This window comes from Streptomyces sp. NPDC058246, assembly GCF_042881985.1.
Lineage (GTDB): Bacteria > Actinomycetota > Actinomycetes > Streptomycetales > Streptomycetaceae > Streptomyces.
In genome coordinates, this window is record NZ_JBHVWZ010000030.1 from 72,334 (window position 1) to 92,722 (window position 20,389).

Consider the following 20,389-nt stretch of genomic DNA (forward strand, 5'->3'; position numbering starts at 1 on the left):
ACGAACAGCATGCACATCGACTGGGCAGCCCTCGGCTCCGTCTTCGGAGTCAGCCTCGTGACCACCGTGGCCCTCGTCGGCCTCTTCACCCTCGGCATCGTCGGACTCTCCAAGCGCGAGTCGGCCTCGGCCCAGGGCGGTTCCGCCGCCCTCGCGGTCACCGGCGCCTACGTCTGCTTCGCGACCTGCGCGGCGGCGGTGGCGTACGGGATCTATCTGATCGTCGGCAAGTAACGTAAAAAGGGCATCACTTCGAGTGGGGTGCGGGACGGATCACCGTCTCGCACCCCACCCGTGTGTGGGCCTTCGCACACTCTCCCTCCGCAGGTCAACAGCAAGTTGACGGGTGTTCTCGGCCCGTGGTGGACTGCCGGAGCCAAGTACGGCGACATGAGAGGAAGCCGGTGTGAATCCGGCGCGGTCCCGCCACTGTCACCGGGGAAGGAAGTCCCCGGGAGCCAGGAACTCTCACCGCCGGTCTCGTCGAACCAGGGCGTGGACACCCTGAGTGAGGACATATCGCCATGCGCGGCTGCCCAAGTGCTCTGCCAACTAAGCGAATGACGCGGACGACGGCTGTGCCCGACCCGACGGTCGGCTGAACCGATGCGTGCCGATCGCGTCTTCGCGTACGGCGCCGCCGCCGGCCTTCTCGGTGACCTGCTGCTCGGCGATCCTCGCCGGGGGCATCCGGTCGCCGCGTTCGGGCGGGCCGCGGGAGCTGTGGAGCGGGTGCTGTGGCGGGACCACCGCGGGTGGGGCGCACTGCACACCGCCGTGTGCGTGGGGGGTGCCGCCGGGCTCGCGGCCGTCGCGGCTCGTTCCGTACGTACCTCTCGTACCGCTTCCGTCGCCCTGACCGCCGCCGCCACCTGGGCCGTAGTCGGAGGGACCTCCCTCGGCCGGGAGGCCCGGGCGATCGGCGGTGCGCTCGCGGCCGGGGACGTCGAGGTGGCCCGGGAACGGCTGCCGCATCTGTGCGGGCGGGATCCGCAGGCGCTCGACGAGGACGGGATCGCCCGTGCCGTGGTCGAGTCCGTCGCGGAGAACACCTCCGATGCCGTCGTGGGGGCACTGGTGTGGGGCGCCGTCGGCGGCGTGCCCGGTCTCGTCGCCTTCCGTGCCGTGAACACGCTCGACGCGATGGTCGGGCACAGGTCCGCCAAGTACCGGCGCTACGGCTGGGCTTCCGCGCGGCTCGACGATGTCGCGGGCTGGCCGGGCGCGCGGCTGACCGCCGCGCTCGCCACCGTCGCCGGAGGCGACCCGCGCGGCGCCGTGCGCGCCTGGCGCGCGGACGCCCGCAAGCACCCGAGCCCCAACGCCGGCCCCGTCGAGGCCTCGTTCGCGGGTGCGCTCGGTGTGCGGCTCGGCGGGACGCTCTCCTACAGCGGCCGGGTCGAGCACCGGCCCGTGCTGAACGGCGCGGGCCGCGCCGTCGAGGTCGACGACATCGAACGGGCCGTACGGCTGTCGCGGCGCGTGAGCCTGCTCGCGCTCGGTGTCAGCGTGGCCGCCCGAACCCTGACACGACGGGGAGGCACGTCATGAGCGGCGGACTGCTGATCGCCGGAACCACCTCCGACGCCGGCAAGAGCGTCGTGACCGCCGGGATCTGCCGGTGGCTGGTGCGGCAGGGCGTCAAGGTCGCGCCCTTCAAGGCGCAGAACATGTCCCTCAACTCCTTCGTGACGCGTGAGGGTGCCGAGATCGGGCGGGCGCAGGCCATGCAGGCGCAGGCCGCGCGCGTGGAGCCGACCGCGCTGATGAACCCCGTGCTCCTCAAGCCGGGCAGTGACCGCAGCAGCCAGGTCGTGCTGATGGGCAAGCCGGTGGGCGAGATGAGCGCGCGCGGCTATCACGGGGGACGGCAGGAGCGGCTCCTCGGGACCGTGCTGGACTGCCTCGCCGAGTTGCGGGGCACGTATGACGCGGTGATCTGTGAGGGGGCGGGCAGTCCCGCCGAGATCAATCTGCGGCGGACGGACATCGTGAACATGGGGATCGCGCGGAACGCGCGGCTGCCCGTGCTCGTCGTCGGCGACATCGACCGCGGGGGCGTCTTCGCCTCCTTCTTCGGCACGGTCGCGCTGCTGTCCCGTGAGGACCAGGAGCTGGTCGCCGGGTTCCTGGTGAACAAGTTCCGTGGGGACGTGTCCCTGCTGGAGCCTGGGCTCGACATGCTCCACGGCCTCACCGGACGCCCGTCGTACGGCGTGCTGCCCTTCCGGCACGGCCTCGGCATCGACGAGGAGGACGGGCTCCGGGTGTCCCTGCGCGGGACGGTCCGGGAGTCGGCGGTCACCTCGCCGGTCGGCGAGGACGTCCTGCGGGTCGCCGTCTGCGCGATCCCCCTCATGTCCAACTTCACGGACGTGGACGCGCTGGCCGCCGAGCCGGGTGTCGTCGTGCGGTTCGTGGACCGGGCCGAGGAGCTGGCCGACGCCGATCTGGTCGTGATCCCCGGCACCCGCGGGACCGTGCGCGCCCTGGAGTGGCTGCGCAAGCGCGGGCTCGCGGCCGCGATCGCGCGCAGAGCCGCCGAGGGCCGTCCCGTCCTCGGCATCTGCGGTGGCTTCCAGGTCCTCGGCGAGCGCATCGAGGACGAGGTCGAGTCGCGGGCGGGGCGGGTCGAGGGCCTCGGACTCCTCCCCGTCCGCGTGCGGTTCGCGCGCGAGAAGACCCTCACCCGGCCCGTCGGCCGGGCCCTCGGCGAGCGCGTCGAGGGGTACGAGATCCATCACGGCGTCGCCGACGTCGCGGGCGGAGACGCGTTCCTCTCCGATGACGACGGACGGAGCCTGGACGGCTGCCGGGTCGGTGCCGTCTGGGGCACGCACTGGCACGGTTCGCTGGAGTCGGACGGATTCCGGCGCGCCTTCCTGCGTGAGGTGGCGGCCGCCGCGGGCCGACGCTTCGTGCCGGCCGCCGACACGTCGTTCGCGGCGCTGCGCGAGGAGCAGCTGGACCGGCTCGGCGATCTGATCGAGGAACACGCGGACACGGACGCGCTGTGGCGGCTCATCGAGTCGGGCGCGCCGCAAGGACTGCCTTTCATTCCACCGGGAGCGCCCGCATGAGCACAGTGTTGTTGTTGTCGACCGCCGACACGGATCTGCTGGCGGCCCGTGCCTCCGGCGCGTCGTACCGGATCGGCAATCCGACCCGGGTGGATGTCGCGGAGGAGCTGCCCGGGCTCGTCGAGGGCGCGGACATCGCCGTCGTACGGCTGCTGGGGGGCAAGCGGGCCTGGGAGGACGGCCTGAGCAGGCTGAAGGCCTCGGGAATCCCGACCGTGCTGCTCGGCGGGGAGTCCGTCCCGGACGCGGAGTTGATGGCCGAGTCGTCGGTGCCCGCCGGTGTGGTGGCCGAGGCACTGCGCTACCTCGTGGAGGGCGGCCCCGCGAACCTCACCGAACTGGCCCGGTTCCTCTCCGACACCGTACTGCTCACCGGCGAGGGCTTCGAAGAGCCGCAGAAGACGGCCGAGTTCGGCGTCCACGGCGAGCGCGCGTTCGTCGAGGGCCGGCCGACCGTCGGCGTGCTCTTCTACCGGGCGCACCATCTGTCGGGCAACACCGCCTTCGTGGACACGCTGTGCGACGCGATCGAGTCGCGCGGCGCCAACGCCCTTGCCGTGTACTGCGGTTCGCTGCGCGGCGCGGACGCCGGCCTGTACGAGATCCTCGGGAAGGCCGACGCGCTGGTCGCCACCGTGCTCGCGGCGGGCGGCACCCACGCCTCGCAGGCGTCCGCGGGTGGCGACGAGGAGGCCTGGGACATCGGCGCCCTCGCCGACCTCGACATCCCCGTGCTGCAAGGACTGTGCCTGACGTCGTCGAAGAGTGCCTGGGAGGCGTCGGACGCCGCGCTCTCCCCGATGGACGCGGCGATGCAGGTAGCGATCCCGGAGTTCGACGGGCGGCTCATCACCGTGCCGTTCTCTTTCAAGGAGCAGGGTCCGGACGACGTGCCGGTGTATGTCGCCGACCCCGAGCGGGCCGCGCGCGTCGCCGGAATCGCCCTGCGCCACGCCCGGTTGAAGCACAAGCCGAACGCCGAGAAGAAGCTCGCGCTGGTCTTCACCGCCTACCCGACCAAGCACTCGCGGGTCGGCAACGCGGTCGGGCTCGACACGCCCGCTTCGGCGGTACGCGTGCTGGACGCGCTGCGGGGCGCCGGTTACGCGCTCACCGAATACCCCGACAACGGCGACGAGTTGATCCACCGGCTCATCGAGGCCGGCGGTCACGACGTCGAGTGGCTGACGGAGGATCAGCTCGCCACGGCGCCCGCACGCGTGCCGCTCGCCGACTACCGGGCATGGTTCGACCAGCTCGACCCCGAGCTGCGGAACGGAATGCTGGAGGCGTGGGGCGAACCGCCGGGCTCCCTCTACGTCGACGGCGACGACATCGTGCTGGCCTGCCTCCAGTTCGGCAACGTCGTCGTGATGATCCAGCCGCCGCGCGGCTTCGGCGAGAACCCGATCGCGATCTACCACGACCCCGACATGCCACCGTCGCACCACTACATGGCGGCCTACCGCTGGCTGGACAATTCGTTCGGCGCGGACGCCGTCGTGCACATGGGCAAGCACGGCACGATGGAATGGCTGCCGGGCAAGGGACTTGGGCTCAGTGGCGGCTGCGCGCCCGACGCCGTACTCGGCGAACTCCCGCTCGTCTACCCGTTCATCGTCAACGACCCCGGCGAGGGCACCCAGGCCAAGCGCCGCGGGCACGCCACAGTCGTCGACCACCTCGTACCGCCGATGGCGCGCGCGGACACGTACGGCGATCTGGCGAAGCTGGAGCAGCTCCTCGACGAGTACGCGCTCGTCTCCGACCTGGACCCGACCAAGGCCCCGGCGGTCCGCGCGCAGATCTGGACCCTCGTCAAGGCGGCGGAACTCCATCACGACCTGCATGTCGACGAGCAGCCGGGCGACGAGGCGTTCGACGAGTTCGTGATGCACATCGACGGCTATCTGTGCGAGATCAAGGACGTGCAGATCCGGGACGGCCTGCACATTCTCGGCGGCGGCCCGGAGGCCGAGCCGCGGGTGAACCTCGTGCTGGCCGTGCTGCGCGCCTCCCAGGTGTGGGGCGGCGCGGCCAACGCGCTGCCCGGTCTGCGGGCCTGCCTCGCCGAGCACTTCGGTCTGGTCGAGAAGGAGCTGCTCGCCGAGCCGGGCGCGCCGGTGAAGGTGCCGGACGGGCTGACCTCGCTCGTCGAGGGACCCGCGCGGACCGGCGCCGACGCGATCGACCTCCTTGAGCAGCTGTGCCGCCGGTTCGCCGAGGGCATGGAGGAGCGCGGCTGGGACGCGGCCGCCGTCCCCGCTCTCGTCCACGAGGTCGTGGGCGTCGAACTGCCGGACGCCGTGGCGGTGTTGGAGTTCGCGTGCCGCGAGGTGGTGCCACGGCTCGCCCGGACGACGGACGAGATCGACCACATCCTCCACGCGCTGGACGGCGGTTACGTCCCCGCCGGCCCCTCGGGTTCGCCCACCCGCGGACTCGTCAACGTCCTGCCGACCGGCCGCAACTTCTACTCCGTCGACCCCAAGGCGATTCCGTCCAGGCTGAGTTGGGAGGTCGGGCAGTCGCTCGCCGACTCGCTGGTGGCCCGCTATCTCCAGGACACCGGCGCGTACCCGACGTCCGTCGGCCTCACCGTCTGGGGCACCTCCGCGATGCGCACCCAGGGCGACGACATCGCGGAGATCCTCGCGCTGCTCGGCTGCCGGCCGGTGTGGGACGACGCGTCGCGCCGGGTGACCGGCTTCGAGATCGTGGGCCTGGCGGAGCTGGGCCGTCCGCGCATCGACGTCACGGTCCGTATCTCCGGCTTCTTCCGGGACGCGTTCCCGCACGTGGTCGGACTGATCGACGACGCGGTGCGGGCGGTGGCCGAGCTGGACGAGCCCGCCGACCGGAACTACGTCCGCAAGCACGCCGACGAGGACACCGCCGAGCACGGCGACCGGCGGCGGGCGACCGCCCGTGTCTTCGGTTCCAAGCCGGGCGCGTACGGCGCCGGGCTGCTGCCGCTGATCGACGCGCGCAACTGGCGCTCGGACGCCGACCTCGCCGAGGTGTACGCGGTGTGGGGCGGCTACGCGTACGGACGAGGGCTGGACGGGCGGGCCGCGCGCGGTGACATGGAGACGGCGTTCAAGCGCATCGCCGTCGCCGCGAAGAACGTCGACACCCGCGAGCACGACCTCGTCGACGCGGACGACTACTTCCAGTACCACGGCGGCATGGTCGCCATGGTGCGCCATCTGACGGGGGCCTCCCCCGAGGCGTACGTCGGCGACTCCGCCGTACCGGATCAGGTGAAGACCCGCACCCTCGGCGAGGAGACCCACCGGGTCTTCCGCGCCCGGGTCGTCAACCCACGCTGGATGGCGGCGATGCGGCGGCACGGCTACAAGGGCGCCTTCGAGATGGCGGCGACCGTCGACTACCTCTTCGGGTACGACGCGACAGCCGGGGTCGTGGACGACTGGATGTACGAGAGGCTCAGCGCGGAGTACGTCTTCGACGCGGAGAACCGGGACTTCATGAAGAAGTCCAACCCCTGGGCCCTGCGGGGTATCACGGAACGCCTCCTCGAGGCCGCCGACCGGGGGCTGTGGGCCGAGCCGGACGCGGAGACGCTGGAGCGGCTGCGCGCCACCTATCTGGAGCTCGAAGGCGATTTGGAGGGCGACGACCAGTGACTACTCCGTTTCCGTTCACGGCCGTTGTCGGCCAGGACGACCTGCGGCTCGCGCTGCTGCTGAACGCCGTGTCGCCGGCGGTGGGCGGTGTGCTGGTGCGCGGCGAGAAGGGCACCGCCAAGTCCACGGCCGTGCGCGCGCTCTCGGCGCTGATGCCGGGGGTGGACGTCGTCTCCGGGTGCCGGTTCTCGTGCGACCCGGCGGGGCCCGACCCGGCCTGTCCCGACGGCCCGCACGAGCCGGGAGCGTTCGAGAGCCGTCCGGCCCGGATGGTCGAGCTGCCGGTCGGCGCCTCCGAGGACCGGCTGGTCGGCGCGCTCGACATCGAGCGGGCCCTCGCCGAGGGCGTGAAGGCCTTCGAGCCGGGCCTGCTGGCCGACGCGCACCGCGGAATCCTGTACGTCGACGAGGTCAATCTGCTCCACGACCACCTGGTCGACCTGCTGCTGGACGCGGCCGCCATGGGTGCCTCGTACGTGGAACGCGAGGGCGTCTCGGTACGGCACGCCGCCCGTTTCCTGCTCGTCGGGACGATGAACCCCGAAGAGGGCGAGCTGCGGCCGCAGTTGCTCGACCGGTTCGGGCTGACGGTCGAGGTCGCCGCCTCGCGGGAGCCCGACCAGCGGGTGGAGGTCGTACGACGACGGCTCGCCTACGACGACGATCCGGACGGTTTCGCCCAGCGGTGGGCGGGCGAGGAGTCCGCCGTACGGGCGCGGATCGTCGCGGCGCGGGAGCTGTTGCCGTCCGTGCGGCTCGGGGACGGGGCGCTGCGGCAGATCGCGGCGACCTGCGCGGCCTTCGAGGTGGACGGCATGCGGGCGGACATCGTGATGGCGCGGACCGCGACGGCGCTGGCCGCCTGGGCCGGGCGGACCGAGGTGCTCGCCGAGGACGTACGACAGGCGGCGCTGCTCGCGCTGCCGCACCGGCGGCGGCGCAACCCGTTCGACGCGCCGGGCCTCGACGAGGACAAGCTCGACGAGACGCTGGAGGAGTTCGGCGGACAGGACGGGGACGGGGACGACGATCCTGACCCTGACCCGGACGGGCCCGGTGGCGGTGGGCAGCCGCCGCAGGACGGGCCGGACGACGACTCCCCCGCCGGTGACGTCCCGGCGCAGGGTGAGCCCTCGCAGGACGGGCAGGCGCCGGCGGCCCAGGGCGGCGGCGAGCAGTCCCCCGTACGGGCCGCCGAACCCTTTCGTACGAAGGTGCTGAGCGTGCCGGGGCTCGGGGAGGGTGCCGCCGGGCGGCGCTCGCGCGCGCGAACCGAGCACGGGCGGACCACCGGATCGCGGCGGCCCCGAGGGGCGCTCACCAAGCTGCACCTGGCGGCGACCGTGCGGGCGGCGGCGCCGCACCAGCGGGCGCGCGGACGGTCGGGGCGCGGTCTCGTCGTACGACGGGACGATCTCCGTCAGGCCACACGCGAGGGTCGTGAGGGCAACCTCGTGCTGTTCGTCGTGGACGCCTCCGGGTCGATGGCGGCGCGGCAGCGGATGAGCGCCGTGAAGGGCGCGGTGCTGTCACTGCTGCTCGACGCGTATCAGCGGCGCGACAAGGTGGGGCTCGTGACCTTCCGCGGGTCGGCGGCCGAGGTGGCGCTGCCGCCCACGTCGTCCGTGGACGCGGCGGCGGCCCGGCTGGAGTCGCTGCCCACGGGCGGCCGGACACCGCTGGCCGCCGGGCTGCTGCGCGCGCACGACGTGCTGCGGGTCGAGCGGCTGCGGGATGCCGCGCGGCGGCCGCTGGTCGTCGTCGTGACCGACGGGCGCGCCACGGGCGGGCCCGAGCCGGTCGCGCTCGCCGGGCGCGCGGCGCGGCTCTTCGCGGCCGACGGGGTCGCCTCCGTGGTCGTCGACTGCGAGGCGGGGCCCGTGCGACTCGGGCTCGCGGGGCAGCTCGCGGGTGAACTGGGCGGCACCGCGGTGACGTTGGACGAGCTGAGGGCGGACTCCATCGCCGGTCTCGTCAGGGATGTGCAGGGGACTTCGAGGAGGGCCGCGTAATGCCGCAGGGGCAGCCGAGTGTCGTGCCGGACGACGGGCTGACGACGCGTCAGCGCCGGAACCGGCCGCTGGTCGTCGTGCACACGGGGATCGGGAAGGGCAAGTCGACCGCCGCCTTCGGGCTCGCGCTGCGCGCCTGGAACCAGGGGTGGCCCATCGGGGTGTTCCAGTTCGTCAAGTCCGCGAAGTGGAAGGTCGGCGAGGAGAACGCGCTGCGCGTGCTCGGTGCGTCCGGCGAGGGCGGCTCCGTCGACTGGCACAAGATGGGCGAGGGCTGGTCCTGGGTCCAGCGCGACTCCCAGATGGACAACGAGGAGAAGGCCCGCGAGGGGTGGGAGCAGGTCAAGCGGGACCTCGCCGCCGAGACGTACCAGCTGTATGTCCTGGACGAGTTCGCGTACCCCATGCACTGGGGGTGGGTGGACGTCGACGAGGTGGTGGCGGTGCTGCGGGACCGGCCCGGGACCCAGCATGTCGTGATCACCGGTCGCAACGCCCCCGACAAGCTCGTCGAGTTCGCCGACCTGGTGACCGACATGTCCAAGGTCAAGCATCCGATGGACGCCGGCCAGAAGGGCCAGAGGGGCATCGAGTGGTGACTTCCGTCCCTCGGCTGGTCATCGCCGCGCCCTCCTCGGGCAGCGGCAAGACCACCGTTGCCACGGGGCTGATGGCGGCCTTCGCCTCGCGGGGGCTCGCCGTCTCCCCGCACAAGGTGGGGCCCGACTACATCGATCCGGGGTATCACGCGCTCGCCACCGGGCGCGTGGGGCGGAATCTCGACGCCTGTCTGTGCGGGGCGGAGTTGATCGCGCCGCTGTTCGCGCATGGTGCGCGCGGGTGCGATCTCGCCGTGGTCGAAGGTGTGATGGGGCTGTACGACGGGGCCGCCGGACAGGGGGAACTGGCGTCCACGGCGCATGTGGCGAAGTTGCTCCGGGCGCCGGTGGTGCTCGTCGTGGACGCCTCGTCGCAGTCGCGGTCCGTGGCCGCGCTGGTGCACGGGTTCGCCTCCTGGGATCCCGAGGTGCGGGTCGCGGGGGTGATCCTCAACAAGGTGGGGTCCGAGCGGCACGAGGACATGCTCCGGGACGCCCTCGATGCGTCGGGCGTCCCTGTGCTCGGCGTGCTGCGGCGCGCTCCGCAGGTGGACACGCCGTCCCGGCATCTCGGGTTGGTGCCCGTCGCCGAGCGGCGCTCGGACGCCGTCGAAGCGGTTGCCGCCATGGCCTCGCAGGTGCGGGAGGGGTGCGATCTCGATGCGCTCTTCGCGCTTGCGCGCAGTGCGCCCGCGTTGCCGGGTGCGGCTTGGGATGCGGCTGAGGCTGTTCGGGTTTCGCCCCCGCCGCCCCTTCCCGTTCCCGACACCTTGGGGCTCCGCCCCCAGACCCCCGTTCGGCCTGGACGGCCTCGTCCTCAAACGCCGGACGGGCTGAAGGTGATCGCCCTTGCCGGTGGTGCCGCCTTCACCTTCTCCTACGCCGAGCATACGGAGCTGCTCGCCGCCGCCGGGGCCGAGGTCGTCACGTTCGACCCTCTCCGGGACGAGCAACTGCCCGAGGGAACGGCCGGTTTGGTCATCGGGGGCGGGTTCCCCGAGGTGTACGCCCCCGAGCTGTCCGCCAACGAGCCGCTCCGTAAGGCCGTTGCCGAACTGGCGCTCAGTGGGGCGCCCGTCGCGGCCGAGTGCGCCGGACTGCTGTATCTGTGCCGCGAGCTGGACGGGCAGCCCATGTGCGGGGTGCTCGACGCCACGGCCCGGATGAGCGAGCGGCTCACCCTGGGCTACCGGGACGCCGTCGCCGTGTCGGAGAGTGTGCTCGCGGAGCCGGGAGCGCGGATGCGGGGCCACGAGTTCCACCGGACCGTCGTGGAGCCGGGCGCCGGGGCGGCTCCCGCCTGGGGGGTGCGCGCCCCTCAAAAGCGTGTCGAAGGTTTCGTACAACAAGGTGTGCATGCGAGCTATCTGCACACGCACTGGGCGTCCGAGCCCGGTGTCGCCCGTCGGTTCGTGGAGAGGTGCCTGACGTCATGAGCAGCAAGCTGATCGGAGTCGGGGTCGGGCCCGGCGACCCGGAGCTGGTGACCGTCAAGGGCGTCAACGCTCTGCGCACCGCCGAGGTCGTCGTGGTGCCTGTCATGGACACCGGGGAGCGGGGGCGGGCGGAGGCGACCGTTCTGCACTACGTGCCCGAGGAGAAGGTCGTCCGGGTCGTGTTCGCGCTCAACGAGCGGACCGACCGGGAACGGCGCGAGGCCGCCTGGGACGCCGCGGGCGCGCGGGTCGCGGAGCTGCTCCAGCGGCACGCGGTCGTCGCCTTCGCGACCATCGGCGACCCCAACGTGTACTCGACCTTCACCTATCTCGCGCACACCATCGGCGAGCTGGTCCCGGGGACGGAGATCGCGACCGTGCCGGGCATCACCGCCATGCAGGACCTCGCCGCCCGGTCCGGAGCCGTGCTCACCGAAGGGACCGAACCGCTCACCCTGGTACCGGTGACCGCCGGGGCCGCCGTGCTCAAGGACGCCCTGAACGGGCCCGGCACCGTCGTCGCGTACAAGTTCGGGCGGCAGGCGCGCGAGGTCGCCGAGGCGCTGCGCGAGACCGGGCGGATCGACGACGCCGTATGGGGTTCGGCGCTCGGTCTCGAGGAGGAGTCGATCCGGCCCGCGGCCGAACTCGACGGTGGGCCGCTGCCGTATCTCTCGACGCTCATCGCGCCCGCACGGCGCGACGGCGGGCGCGGCGGCAAGCTGTGACACCCGCTTCCTCAGCCCGCGAGGCCGACCACCAGCCAGATGAAACCCGCGCCCGCGACCGTGCACAACAGGGTCGAGCGGGCGGGGTGCTCGTGGTGTGCCTCGGGGAGGATCTCGGCGGCGGCGAGGTACAGGAGTACGCCGCCGAAGAGGCCGAGATAGCCGCCGAGCAGCTGCTCCGGGATGGTGAAGAAGAGCGTGGAGGCCGCACCGACCACCGGGGCCGCCGCGTCCGCGACCAGCATCGTGATCGCCTTGCGGCGGGCGTTCCCGTACAGGCTGGTGATCGTGTACGTGTTGAAGCCGTCCGCGAAGTCGTGGGCGATCACCGCGAGGGCGACCGCCAGGCCCATGCCGCCGCCGACCTGGAAGGCAGCGCCGATCGCCACGCCGTCCATGGCGCTGTGACCGACCATCGCGGCCGCCGCCGTCAGGCCCACCTGGGGCGCGCGTCCGCCGTTCTCCTCGCCGCCGTGCGCGGCCTGACGGTGCGCCAACAGGCGTTCCACCAGGTGTGCCAGCAGGAAGCCGGCCACGAAGAGGAGCAGCGCGGCGGGTACCCCGAAGACCTCCTCGCCGGCCGCGTGCAGCGCCTCCGGCAACAGGTCCAGGCCGACCACACCGAGCATCAGCCCGCCGGCCAGGCCCAGCACCAGATGGCGGCGGTCGACCACGCGCTGTGCCGTCCAGCCGCCGGCCAGCGTCATCAGGAACGCGCCGAGCGCGACGAGGACCGCCATACGCCCTTGCTATCCGATCAGGGCCCGTTCGCGCATGTCCAACGGACACATGATCACTGAGTCTTTTCGCAGCACCCCAGTTTTTTCGCGGCACCCGAGTCATTCGCAGTAACCACGTCGCACCACCCGAGTCCAGTACTCACGTCTTTCGCAGCACCCGAGTCCAGTACTCACGTCTTTCGCAGCACCCGAGTCGCAGTACTCACGTCTTTCGCAGCACCCGAGTTTCGTAGGAGAGGACCGATTCCCATGGCCGATGCCCCCACCGGCAAGGTGATCTTCGTCGGGGCAGGGCCCGGCGCCGCCGACCTGCTGACGTTTCGCGCCGCGCGCGCCATCGCCGAGGCCGACGTGGTGATCTGGGCGGCCAGCCTGGTGCAGGCCGAGGTCCTCGACCACGCCCGGGAGGGTGCGGAGATCCTCGATTCGGCGACGATGTCGCTCGAGGACGTCGTCGCCGTGTACGAGCGGGCCGCTCGCGACGGGCTGAAGGTGGCCCGCATCCACTCCGGCGACCCCGCGCTGTGGGGCGGCACGCAGGAGCAGCTCGACCGGTGCGCGGACATCGGCGTCGAGACCGAGATCATCCCCGGTGTCTCTTCCTTCTCCGCCGTCGCCGCGCTCGCGCAGCGCGAACTGACGATTCCCGAGGTCGCGCAGTCCGTGATCCTCACCCGGCTCGGCGGCGGCAAGACGCCGATGCCCCCCGGGGAGGAGGTGCGCGAGTTCGCGCGGCACGGCACGACCATGGCCCTCTTCCTGTCGGCAGCCCGCAGCGGCCAGCTGGTACGGGAGCTGCTGGAGGGCGGCTATCCGACGTCCACGCCGATCGTGGTCGCCTACCAGGCGACCTGGCCGGAGGAACTGATCGTGAAGTGCACGATCGAGACGCTGGAGGAGACCGTCAAGGAGCACAAGCTCTGGAAGCACACCCTCTTCCTGGTCGGCCCGGCGCTCGACGCCAGCGGCACCCGCTCGCACCTCTACCACCCCGGTCACTTCCACGGTTTCCGCAAAGCCGACCCGGAAGCCCGCAAGGCCCTTCGTGCCCGGGGTGCCAAGCCGTGATCACCGTCGTCGGTACGGGCACGGGGGCGCCGCTTCCCCCGGACGCCGAGGCCGCCTTGGCCGAGGCCGGGCTCGTCGTGGGCGGCCGGCGGCATCTCGCGGGCGCGCCGATCGCGGAGGGGGCCGAGCGGATCGTGCTCGGGCCTCTCGCGCCCGCCCTCGACTCCATCGAGCGCTACCTGGACAAAGGCCAGAAGGACGGGCGCGTCGTCGTCCTCGCCTCCGGTGACCCCGGGTTCTTCGGGATCGTGCGGGCGCTGGCCGAGCGGTTCGGGGCGCAGCGGCTGAACGTCAGCCCGGGCGTCTCGTCCGTCGCCACCGCCTTCGCGCGGCTCGGGCTGCCCTGGGACGACGCGGTGGTCGTCAGCGCGCACGGGCGTGATCTGCGCACGGCCGTCCAGATCTGCCGGTCCCAGCCCAAGGTGGCCGTGCTGACAGGACCCGGCTCCGGGCCGGCCGAACTGGGCGCCGCCCTCGCGTACCGCACCGCCGAACGCGTCCTCGTCGTGGCGAGCGCCCTCGGCGACCCCGACCACGAACGCGTCGAGCGGGTCACGCCCGCCGAGGCCGCCGCCCGTGACTGGGGTACGGCGGTGAGCGTCGTCCTGTGCCTGGACGAGTCACGGGCCCTCGCCTCCGTCCGGACCGTCGCCGGGCCACCGGCCGGGCCCGCCCGATGGGCCCTGGACGAGAGCGAGTTCGCCCACCGCGACTCGATGATCAGCAAGTTCGAGGTACGGGCGCTCGCGCTGGCCCGGCTCGGGCCGCGCCTCGGCGAGCTGATCTGGGACGTCGGCGCGGGCTCCGGGTCCGTCGCCGTCGAGTGCGCGCGGTTCGGCGCCGCCGTCACCGCGATCGAGAAGACGCGCGACGGCTGCGACCGCGTCCGCGCCAACGCCGAGGCGCACGGCGTGGACGTACGGGTCGTGCACGGGGCCGCGCCCACCGTGCTGTCCGACCTGGACGATCCGGACGCGGTCTTCATCGGCGGCGGCGGCCGCGAACTGCCCGCCATCGTCACGGCCTGCGCGCGGCGGGCCCGGCGGGCCGTCGTGGTCGCCATGGCCGCCCTCGACCGGGTGCCGGCGGCCCGGGACGCGCTCACCGGCGCCGGGTTCGACTGCGACGGCGTGCTGCTCCAGTCGTCCCGGCTCGCGCCGCTGCCGGGTGGCGTCACCCGGCTCGCGGCCACCAATCCCGTTTTTCTGCTGTGGGGCGTCCGGCCTCCGGCCCGTACCGAAGGAGTGCCCCAGTGATCGGCCTGATTTCCGCCACGGCGGCGGGGGCGGCGGCCCGTGACCGGCTGGCCAGTGCCTGGCCCACGCGTGTCCGTGTCTACGACGGGGCCGTCGGGGACGCCGTGCGGGCCGCGTTCGCGGAGTGCGAGCAGCTGGTGTGCTTCCTCGCCACCGGAGTGGTCGTGCGGCTCGTCGCGCCGCTGCTCTCGGACAAGGTGTCCGACCCGGGGGTCGTGTGTGTCGACGAGGCGGGGCGGTTCGCCGTCGCCCTCCTGGGGGGCCACGGCGGCGGGGCCAACGAACTCGCCCGCGAAGTGGGCGAGTTGCTGGGGGCCGAGCCGGTGGTGACCACCGCGACCGACTCCGTCGGGGTGCCGGGGCTGGATACGCTCGGGGTCCCGGTGGAGGGGGATGTCGCCGGGGTCTCTCGGGCCATGCTGGACGGGGAGCCCGTCGCGCTGGAGGCGGAGGTGAGCTGGCCTCTGCCTGCCCTGCCGTCGAATGTGCGGCGCCCGGCGTCGGAGGCTGTTCCCGCCCTCCCCCGAGCTCTCGGCTCCGCTGGAGCGGCGGGAACCCCCCTCGCGCAGCGGGACGACGGCCCAGGGCGGTACCGAATCCTTGTCAGTGACCGAGTCCTTGAGCCTGCGGAGCGGGAAGTCGTGCTCAGGCCGCCCTGTCTTGCCGTCGGCGTCGGGGCCTCGAAGGGCGCCCCGGCCGACGAGGTGCTCGGGCTCGTCGAAGGGGCTCTCCGGGACGCCGGGCTGTCCGCGACGTCCGTCGCCGAGTTGGCCACCGTCGATGCCAAGGCCGACGAGCCGGGCATCGTGGAGGCCGCCGCGCGGCTCGGGGTGCCCCTGGTGACATACACCGCCGAAGAGCTGGCGGCGGTCGAGGTGCCGAACCCCTCGGACGCGCCGCTCACCGCCGTCGGCACGCCGTCCGTGGCGGAGGCCGCGGCCCTCGTACGCGGGGGTGAACTCCTCGTCCCCAAGCGGAAGTCGGAGCGGGCGGACGGACGGCCCGCGATGGCCACCTGTGCGGTCGTACGTCGGCCGGCGCGCGGGCGGCTCGCCGTGGTGGGGCTCGGGCCCGGTGCGCGCGATCTGCTCACCCCGCGCGCCAAGGACGAACTGCGCCGCGCTGCTGTGCTGGTCGGACTCGACCAGTACGTCGACCAGATCCGCGATCTGCTGCGGCCCGGGACCCGGATCCTGGAGTCGGGGCTCGGCGCGGAGGAGGAGCGGGCGCGTACGGCGGTGGCGGAGGCCCGGCGCGGGCAGGCCGTCGCGCTGATCGGCAGCGGCGACGCGGGCGTGTACGCGATGGCGTCGCCCGCGCTGGCCGAGGCGTCCGACGACATCGACGTGGCAGGGGTGCCGGGCGTGACCGCGGCGCTCGCCGCCGGAGCGATCCTGGGCGCGCCCCTTGGGCACGACCATGTGTCGATCAGCCTCTCCGACCTGCACACTCCGTGGGAGGTCATCGAGCGCCGAGTGCGCGCCGCGGCCGAGGCGGACATCGTGGTCACCTTCTACAACCCGCGCAGCCGGGGCCGGGACTGGCAGCTGCCGAAGGCGCTCGCGATCCTCGCCGAGCACCGGGAACCGACCACGCCCGTGGGTGTCGTACGCAATGCCTCCCGGCCGGACGAGTCGAGCCGGGTGACGACGCTGGGGTCCCTGGATCCGGCGATCGTCGACATGATGACCGTGGTGACCGTCGGCAACACGGCGACCCGTGAGATCGCCGGGCGCATGGTGACGCCGCGTGGCTACCGCTGGCAGGAGGAGCCCAAGTGAGCCGAGTGAGCCAGGTGTTCCCGGAGAGCCGGGTCGTGCACCCGATCGAGCAGGAGTCCTTCCGGCGGCTGCGCGCCCGCCTGGACACCTCGCACTTCCCGCCGCTGACACGCGCGGTGGTGGAGCGGGTCATCCACTCCGCCGCCGATCTGGAGTACGCGAGCGACCTCGTCACCGACGAGGGCGCCCTGGAGAAGGCGCACGCCGCGCTGCACGCCGGGGCCCCGGTCGTGGTGGACGTGGAGATGGTCGCGGCGGGCATCACGCGGCGCGACACCGTCTGCCGCCTCAAGGACGCCAAGTCGGGCCCCGGGCTGACCCGTTCGGCGCACGCCGTCCGGCTCGCCTACGAGGATGTGGGGCCCGGCGCGCTCTGGGTGATCGGCTGCGCGCCGACCGCTCTGGAGGAGCTCCTCACCCTGGACGCCGATCCGGCGCTCGTCATCGGTCTGCCCGTCGGTTTCGTCGGCGCGGCCGAGTCCAAGGCCGCGTTGCGCGAGAGCGGGCTGCCCGCCGTCAGCAACGTGTCCGAGAAGGGCGGTTCGGCGGTCGCCGCCGCCGCGCTCAACGCCCTGCTGTACCACCCCATGACCAAGGCCTCCGAGCCTGCTGAGGAGACAACGTGACCACCCCGCCCCCCGCCCTGCTCATCGCCGGACACGGCACCCGGGACGAGGCCGGAGCCGAGGCCTTCCGCGACTTCGTACGGGAGTTGGGGCGCCGTCATCCCGAACTGCCCGTCGCGGGCGGCTTCATCGAGCTTTCGCCGCCGCCCCTGGGTGACGCCGTGACCGAGCTGGTCGAGCAGGGGGTACGGCGTTTCGCCGCCGTACCGCTGATGCTGGTGTCCGCCGGGCACGCCAAGGGGGACATTCCGGCGGCGCTGGCCCGCGAGAGGGAGCGGCACCCCGGGATCTCGTACACCTACGGGCGTCCGCTGGGCCCGCACCCGTCGCTCCTCGCCGTCCTGGAGCGGCGGCTGGACGAGGCCCTCGGCGGCACCGCCCGTACGCCCGAGGACCGGGCCGATGTGACCGTGCTGCTCGTCGGCCGCGGCTCCACCGACCCGGACGCCAACGCCGAGGTGCACAAGGCGGCGCGGCTGCTGTGGGAGGGCCGGGGGTACGCGGGCGTCGAGACGGCGTTCGTGTCGCTCGCGGCGCCGGACGTGCCGTCCGGTCTCGACCGCTGCGTGAAGCTGGGCGCCCGCCGCGTCGTCGTGCTCCCCTACTTCCTCTTCACGGGCATCCTGCCCGACCGGGTACGGCAGCAGACCGAGGGCTGGGCCGCCGCGCACCCCGAGGTCGAGGTGCGGTCGGCCGACGTGATCGGCCCCGAGCCGGAGCTGCTCGACCTCGTCATGGAGCGGTACGCGGAGGCCGTCAAGGGCGATCTGCGCATGAACTGCGACTCCTGCGTCTACCGGATAGCGCTGCCCGGCTTCGAGGACAAGGTGGGGCTCCCGCAGCAGCCGCACTTCCACCCGGACGACGACGGCGACCACCACCACGGACACCACCACGGCCACGGCCACCACGGTGGTCACGCGCAGTCCCATGCGCACTGACGGGGCCCGCGAGGGCGGGGCACGGAACGGGAGCGCCGGCGAGGGCGGCTCGCGAGACGCGAGCGCCCGCGAGGGCGGCTCGCGAGACGGGAGCGCCCGCGAGGGCGGCTCGCGAGACGGGAGCGCCCGCGAGGGCGGCTCGCGAGACGGGAGCGCCGGCAAGGGCCACACGCACGACCTGCGGCATCACGGTGACGCCGAGGTGCGCGACGACGGCTCCGCGCTCACCGATCTCGCCGTGAACGTCCGCGCGGACACGCCTCCTCCGTGGTTGCGGGAGCGGATCGCCGCGTCGCTCAGCGGGCTCGCGGCCTACCCGGACGGGCGGGCCGCGCGAGCCGTGGTGGCGGCGCGGCACGGGCTGCCGGTGGAGCGGGTGCTGCTCACTGCGGGGGCCGCCGAGGCCTTCGTCCTGCTGGCTCGCGCCCTGAAGGTGCGTCAACCGGTCGTCGTGCACCCGCAGTTCACCGAGCCGGAGGCCGCGCTGCGGGACGCGGGCCACACCGTCGACCGGGTCCTGCTGCGCGCGGAGGACGGCTTCCGGCTGGACCCGGCGGCCGTCCCCGAGGACGCGGATCTCGTCGTGATCGGGAATCCGACCAATCCGACGTCGGTACTGCACCCGGCCGAGGCGATCGCCGAACTCGCCCGGCCCGGGCGGGTGTTGGTGGTCGACGAGGCGTTCATGGACGCGGTGCCGGGTGAGCGGGAGGCGCTGGCCGGGCGGACGGACGTGCCCGGGCTCGTGGTGCTGCGCAGCCTCACGAAGACGTGGGGGCTGGCGGGGCTGCGCATCGGGTACGTCCTCGCCGCGCCCGAGACGATCGCCGAGCTGGAGCGTGCCCAGCCGCTCTGGCCCGTCTCCACGCCCGCCCTCGCGGCGGCGGAGGCGTGCGTGTCCTCGCAGGCGCTGGCGGAGGCCGCGCACGCGGCGCATCGGATCGCTGCCGATCGGGCCCACCTGGTCGCGGGACTCCGGGAGTTCGGGGTGGACGGACTGCAGGTCGTGGAGCCGGCGGAGGGGCCCTTCGTGCTGATCCGTCTGCCGCGTGCGGCCGCCGTGCGCCGGCGTCTTCGCGACCTCGGCTTCGCCGTGCGGCGCGGGGACACCTTCCCCGGGCTGGACGAGGAGTGGCTGCGGGTGGCGGTCCGGGACCGGGGGACGGTCAACCGGTTCCTGCGGGCGCTGGACCGGGCGGTGACGGTGGGCGGGGGCTGAGGCAGGGGTTTTTCGCCCCCTCCGCCCCTGCCCGTCCCGTACCAGGGGGCTCCGCCTTCCCAGGCCCCCGCCAAAAGATCGCGCTGTTCGCCGCGCCCCGGAAAGGGCGCGGCGAACAGCCCTCCCCCGTCAGCCCCGGCGGCGGCGCGCCAGGGCCACCGCTCCCCCGCCCGCCACCAGCAACGCGATCGCGCCGCCCGCGATGTACGGCGTCATGGAGCTCCCCCCGGTCTCGGCGAGGTCCGCCTCCGCGGGAGCCCCCTGGGGCTTCACGTCGGCCGCCGGATCGGCGGGCTCGGCCTGCTCCTGCTGGGCGGGGGGCGCCACCGGGGACGAACAGGTCGCCCCGGCCAGGGTCACGGTTCCCTCCACCTCCGCCACGTTCAGCTTCAGCGGATTGATGGACACCTTGAGTTCGAGCGCGGACGCGGCCGCCGTACGCGAGGTGGTCTCGGTCCTGGAGAGATCGAGCCGCACCTCGCCGACCCCCGGCACCTTCACCTGTGTCGGGCCGCCCACGGACACCGTGACCTTCTTGCCGAGGACGGTGACCCCGCCGAGCAGGTTCGCGGTGGCCACGGGCTTCTTCCCGGTCTCGCAGGTGGCCTTCGCAGTCACCTGCTCGACCTCGATGAGGGACAGCAGCGGCAGCCCGGGGACATGGACCGTCGCGTGCGCGAGGTTCGTGGAGCCCTCGGCCCTGCCGGAGGACACGGTGGCCTTGGCGGTGGCGACGTCCGCGCGCAGCACACTGAAGGGACGCCCGCCGTCGACTCCGTCCAACCTCGCGGTCAGCGCGGTCTTCTGGGCGCTCTGCGGCGCGCGCACCTCGTTGAGGGAGACCGTGAGCGGGACGTTCACGGTCTTGTTGAGCAGGGAGACGTCGAGCCCGGTACGAAGCACGACGGCGCTCGCGCGGCCGTGGTCGGCGGTCGCGTGGGCGGAGTCCGCGCCGGCCAGCGCCGCGGGACCGGCGGCGAGGACGGTGGCCGCCGCGGTGGCGGTCAAACGGCGAACCGGCATACGGAAGTTGTTGCTGTTCAAGGGTGGGACCCCCATAAGAGAAAAGCTTGGGACCCGCAAAGAATTACGCACTGAGAGTGAACAGTCAGCAACCTGGCGTGACTTCACTCCAAGGTGTGAGTTCCGCGCGTCAATTCGAATCTGGCGGCACGGGTGTTCCCTCTCGTCACTCGTTCAACTGCCCTGACCCGAACACGCCGGTTGACGCTCCGGAGCACGAAAAGAAGTGC

16 protein-coding genes and 1 riboswitch are annotated in these 20,389 nt (G+C 72.9%); of the genes, 14 read left to right on the forward strand and 2 right to left on the reverse strand.

The window, feature by feature from the left end; genetic code table 11:
* Positions 1–9 precede the first annotated feature (9 nt).
* From ACFVXA_RS32360 to cobI, 8 genes are all read left to right on the forward strand, one after another.
* Positions 10–234 (forward strand): hypothetical protein, encoded by a 225-nt coding sequence (locus ACFVXA_RS32360; RefSeq protein ID WP_362027921.1) that lies wholly within the window; start codon positions 10–12, stop codon positions 232–234.
* Positions 235–346: 112 nt separating this feature from the next.
* Positions 347–488: riboswitch (cobalamin riboswitch) on the forward strand.
* A gap of 118 nt (positions 489–606) precedes the next feature.
* Complete coding sequence (locus ACFVXA_RS32365; protein ID WP_384023188.1) at positions 607–1,551, forward strand: cobalamin biosynthesis protein; 945 nt, start codon at positions 607–609, stop codon at positions 1,549–1,551.
* A complete protein-coding gene (locus tag ACFVXA_RS32370; RefSeq protein ID WP_390028027.1) occupies positions 1,548–3,080 on the forward strand; it encodes a cobyric acid synthase in 1,533 nt (510 codons plus the stop codon). The genes ACFVXA_RS32365 and ACFVXA_RS32370 overlap by 4 nt, the downstream gene beginning before the upstream one ends.
* Entirely contained in the window at positions 3,077–6,730 is a 3,654-nt protein-coding gene (cobN, locus tag ACFVXA_RS32375; RefSeq protein WP_384400987.1) for a cobaltochelatase subunit CobN, read from the forward strand. Before ACFVXA_RS32370 ends, cobN begins: the two co-directional genes overlap by 4 nt.
* Positions 6,727–8,742, forward strand: coding sequence for a putative cobaltochelatase (locus ACFVXA_RS32380; protein ID WP_390028030.1), 2,016 nt, complete (start codon positions 6,727–6,729; stop codon positions 8,740–8,742). Before cobN ends, ACFVXA_RS32380 begins: the two co-directional genes overlap by 4 nt.
* Positions 8,742–9,341, forward strand: a complete 600-nt coding sequence (gene cobO / locus ACFVXA_RS32385) for a cob(I)yrinic acid a,c-diamide adenosyltransferase (RefSeq protein WP_383745404.1) — start codon at positions 8,742–8,744, stop codon at positions 9,339–9,341. Before ACFVXA_RS32380 ends, cobO begins: the two co-directional genes overlap by 1 nt.
* Complete coding sequence (locus ACFVXA_RS32390; RefSeq protein WP_390028031.1) at positions 9,335–10,777, forward strand: cobyrinate a,c-diamide synthase; 1,443 nt, start codon at positions 9,335–9,337, stop codon at positions 10,775–10,777. Before cobO ends, ACFVXA_RS32390 begins: the two co-directional genes overlap by 7 nt.
* Positions 10,774–11,505 carry a precorrin-2 C(20)-methyltransferase gene (gene cobI / locus ACFVXA_RS32395; RefSeq protein ID WP_362027900.1) on the forward strand — a complete coding sequence of 244 codons (732 nt, stop codon included), beginning with the start codon at positions 10,774–10,776 and terminating at the stop codon, positions 11,503–11,505. The genes ACFVXA_RS32390 and cobI overlap by 4 nt, the downstream gene beginning before the upstream one ends.
* Positions 11,506–11,516: 11 nt before the next feature.
* Here cobI and ACFVXA_RS32400 read toward each other — a convergent pair whose 3' ends face one another.
* Positions 11,517–12,245 carry a ZIP family metal transporter gene (locus ACFVXA_RS32400; RefSeq protein ID WP_362027897.1) on the reverse strand — a complete coding sequence of 243 codons (729 nt, stop codon included), beginning with the start codon at positions 12,243–12,245 and terminating at the stop codon, positions 11,517–11,519.
* A 249-nt stretch (positions 12,246–12,494) separates the two neighbouring features.
* On the opposite strand from ACFVXA_RS32400, the gene cobM reads away from it, so the two are divergent.
* The 6 genes from cobM to cobC are packed head-to-tail and all read left to right on the forward strand — an operon-like array spanning position 12,495 to position 19,136.
* Positions 12,495–13,313 carry a precorrin-4 C(11)-methyltransferase gene (cobM, locus tag ACFVXA_RS32405; protein WP_390028034.1) on the forward strand — a complete coding sequence of 273 codons (819 nt, stop codon included), beginning with the start codon at positions 12,495–12,497 and terminating at the stop codon, positions 13,311–13,313.
* A complete protein-coding gene (cbiE, locus tag ACFVXA_RS32410) occupies positions 13,310–14,569 on the forward strand; it encodes a precorrin-6y C5,15-methyltransferase (decarboxylating) subunit CbiE (protein WP_362027891.1) in 1,260 nt (419 codons plus the stop codon). Before cobM ends, cbiE begins: the two co-directional genes overlap by 4 nt.
* Positions 14,566–16,350, forward strand: coding sequence for a precorrin-3B C(17)-methyltransferase (gene cobJ, locus ACFVXA_RS32415; RefSeq protein ID WP_390028036.1), 1,785 nt, complete (start codon positions 14,566–14,568; stop codon positions 16,348–16,350). Before cbiE ends, cobJ begins: the two co-directional genes overlap by 4 nt.
* Positions 16,351–16,355: 5 nt before the next feature.
* Positions 16,356–16,976, forward strand: coding sequence for a precorrin-8X methylmutase (locus ACFVXA_RS32420; RefSeq protein ID WP_384023263.1), 621 nt, complete (start codon positions 16,356–16,358; stop codon positions 16,974–16,976).
* Positions 16,973–17,917: a sirohydrochlorin chelatase gene (locus ACFVXA_RS32425; protein ID WP_383909076.1), complete on the forward strand. Its 945-nt coding sequence runs from the start codon at positions 16,973–16,975 to the stop codon at positions 17,915–17,917. The genes ACFVXA_RS32420 and ACFVXA_RS32425 overlap by 4 nt, the downstream gene beginning before the upstream one ends.
* Positions 17,907–19,136, forward strand: coding sequence for an Rv2231c family pyridoxal phosphate-dependent protein CobC (cobC, locus tag ACFVXA_RS32430; RefSeq protein ID WP_390028039.1), 1,230 nt, complete (start codon positions 17,907–17,909; stop codon positions 19,134–19,136). The genes ACFVXA_RS32425 and cobC overlap by 11 nt, the downstream gene beginning before the upstream one ends.
* Before the next feature lie 129 nt (positions 19,137–19,265).
* On the opposite strand, the gene ACFVXA_RS32435 is transcribed toward cobC, so the two are convergent.
* Positions 19,266–20,180 carry an SCO1860 family LAETG-anchored protein gene (locus tag ACFVXA_RS32435; RefSeq protein ID WP_390028042.1) on the reverse strand — a complete coding sequence of 305 codons (915 nt, stop codon included), beginning with the start codon at positions 20,178–20,180 and terminating at the stop codon, positions 19,266–19,268.
* Positions 20,181–20,389 lie beyond the last annotated feature (209 nt).

What these genes read in the sequence shown, in the direction of transcription:
- ACFVXA_RS32360 (WP_362027921.1), top strand. Translation starts at nt 10, where the DNA reads ATGCACATCGACTGGGCAGCCCTCGGCTCCGTCTTCGGAGTCAGCCTC.
- ACFVXA_RS32365 (WP_384023188.1), top strand. Translation starts at nt 607, where the DNA reads ATGCGTGCCGATCGCGTCTTCGCGTACGGCGCCGCCGCCGGCCTTCTC.
- ACFVXA_RS32370 (WP_390028027.1), top strand. Translation starts at nt 1,548, where the DNA reads ATGAGCGGCGGACTGCTGATCGCCGGAACCACCTCCGACGCCGGCAAG.
- cobN (WP_384400987.1), top strand. Translation starts at nt 3,077, where the DNA reads ATGAGCACAGTGTTGTTGTTGTCGACCGCCGACACGGATCTGCTGGCG.
- cobO (WP_383745404.1), top strand. Translation starts at nt 8,742, where the DNA reads ATGCCGCAGGGGCAGCCGAGTGTCGTGCCGGACGACGGGCTGACGACG.
- cobI (WP_362027900.1), top strand. Translation starts at nt 10,774, where the DNA reads ATGAGCAGCAAGCTGATCGGAGTCGGGGTCGGGCCCGGCGACCCGGAG.
- ACFVXA_RS32400 (WP_362027897.1), bottom strand. Translation starts at nt 12,245, where the DNA reads ATGGCGGTCCTCGTCGCGCTCGGCGCGTTCCTGATGACGCTGGCCGGC.
- cobM (WP_390028034.1), top strand. Translation starts at nt 12,495, where the DNA reads ATGGCCGATGCCCCCACCGGCAAGGTGATCTTCGTCGGGGCAGGGCCC.
- cobC (WP_390028039.1), top strand. Translation starts at nt 17,907, where the DNA reads ATGCGCACTGACGGGGCCCGCGAGGGCGGGGCACGGAACGGGAGCGCC.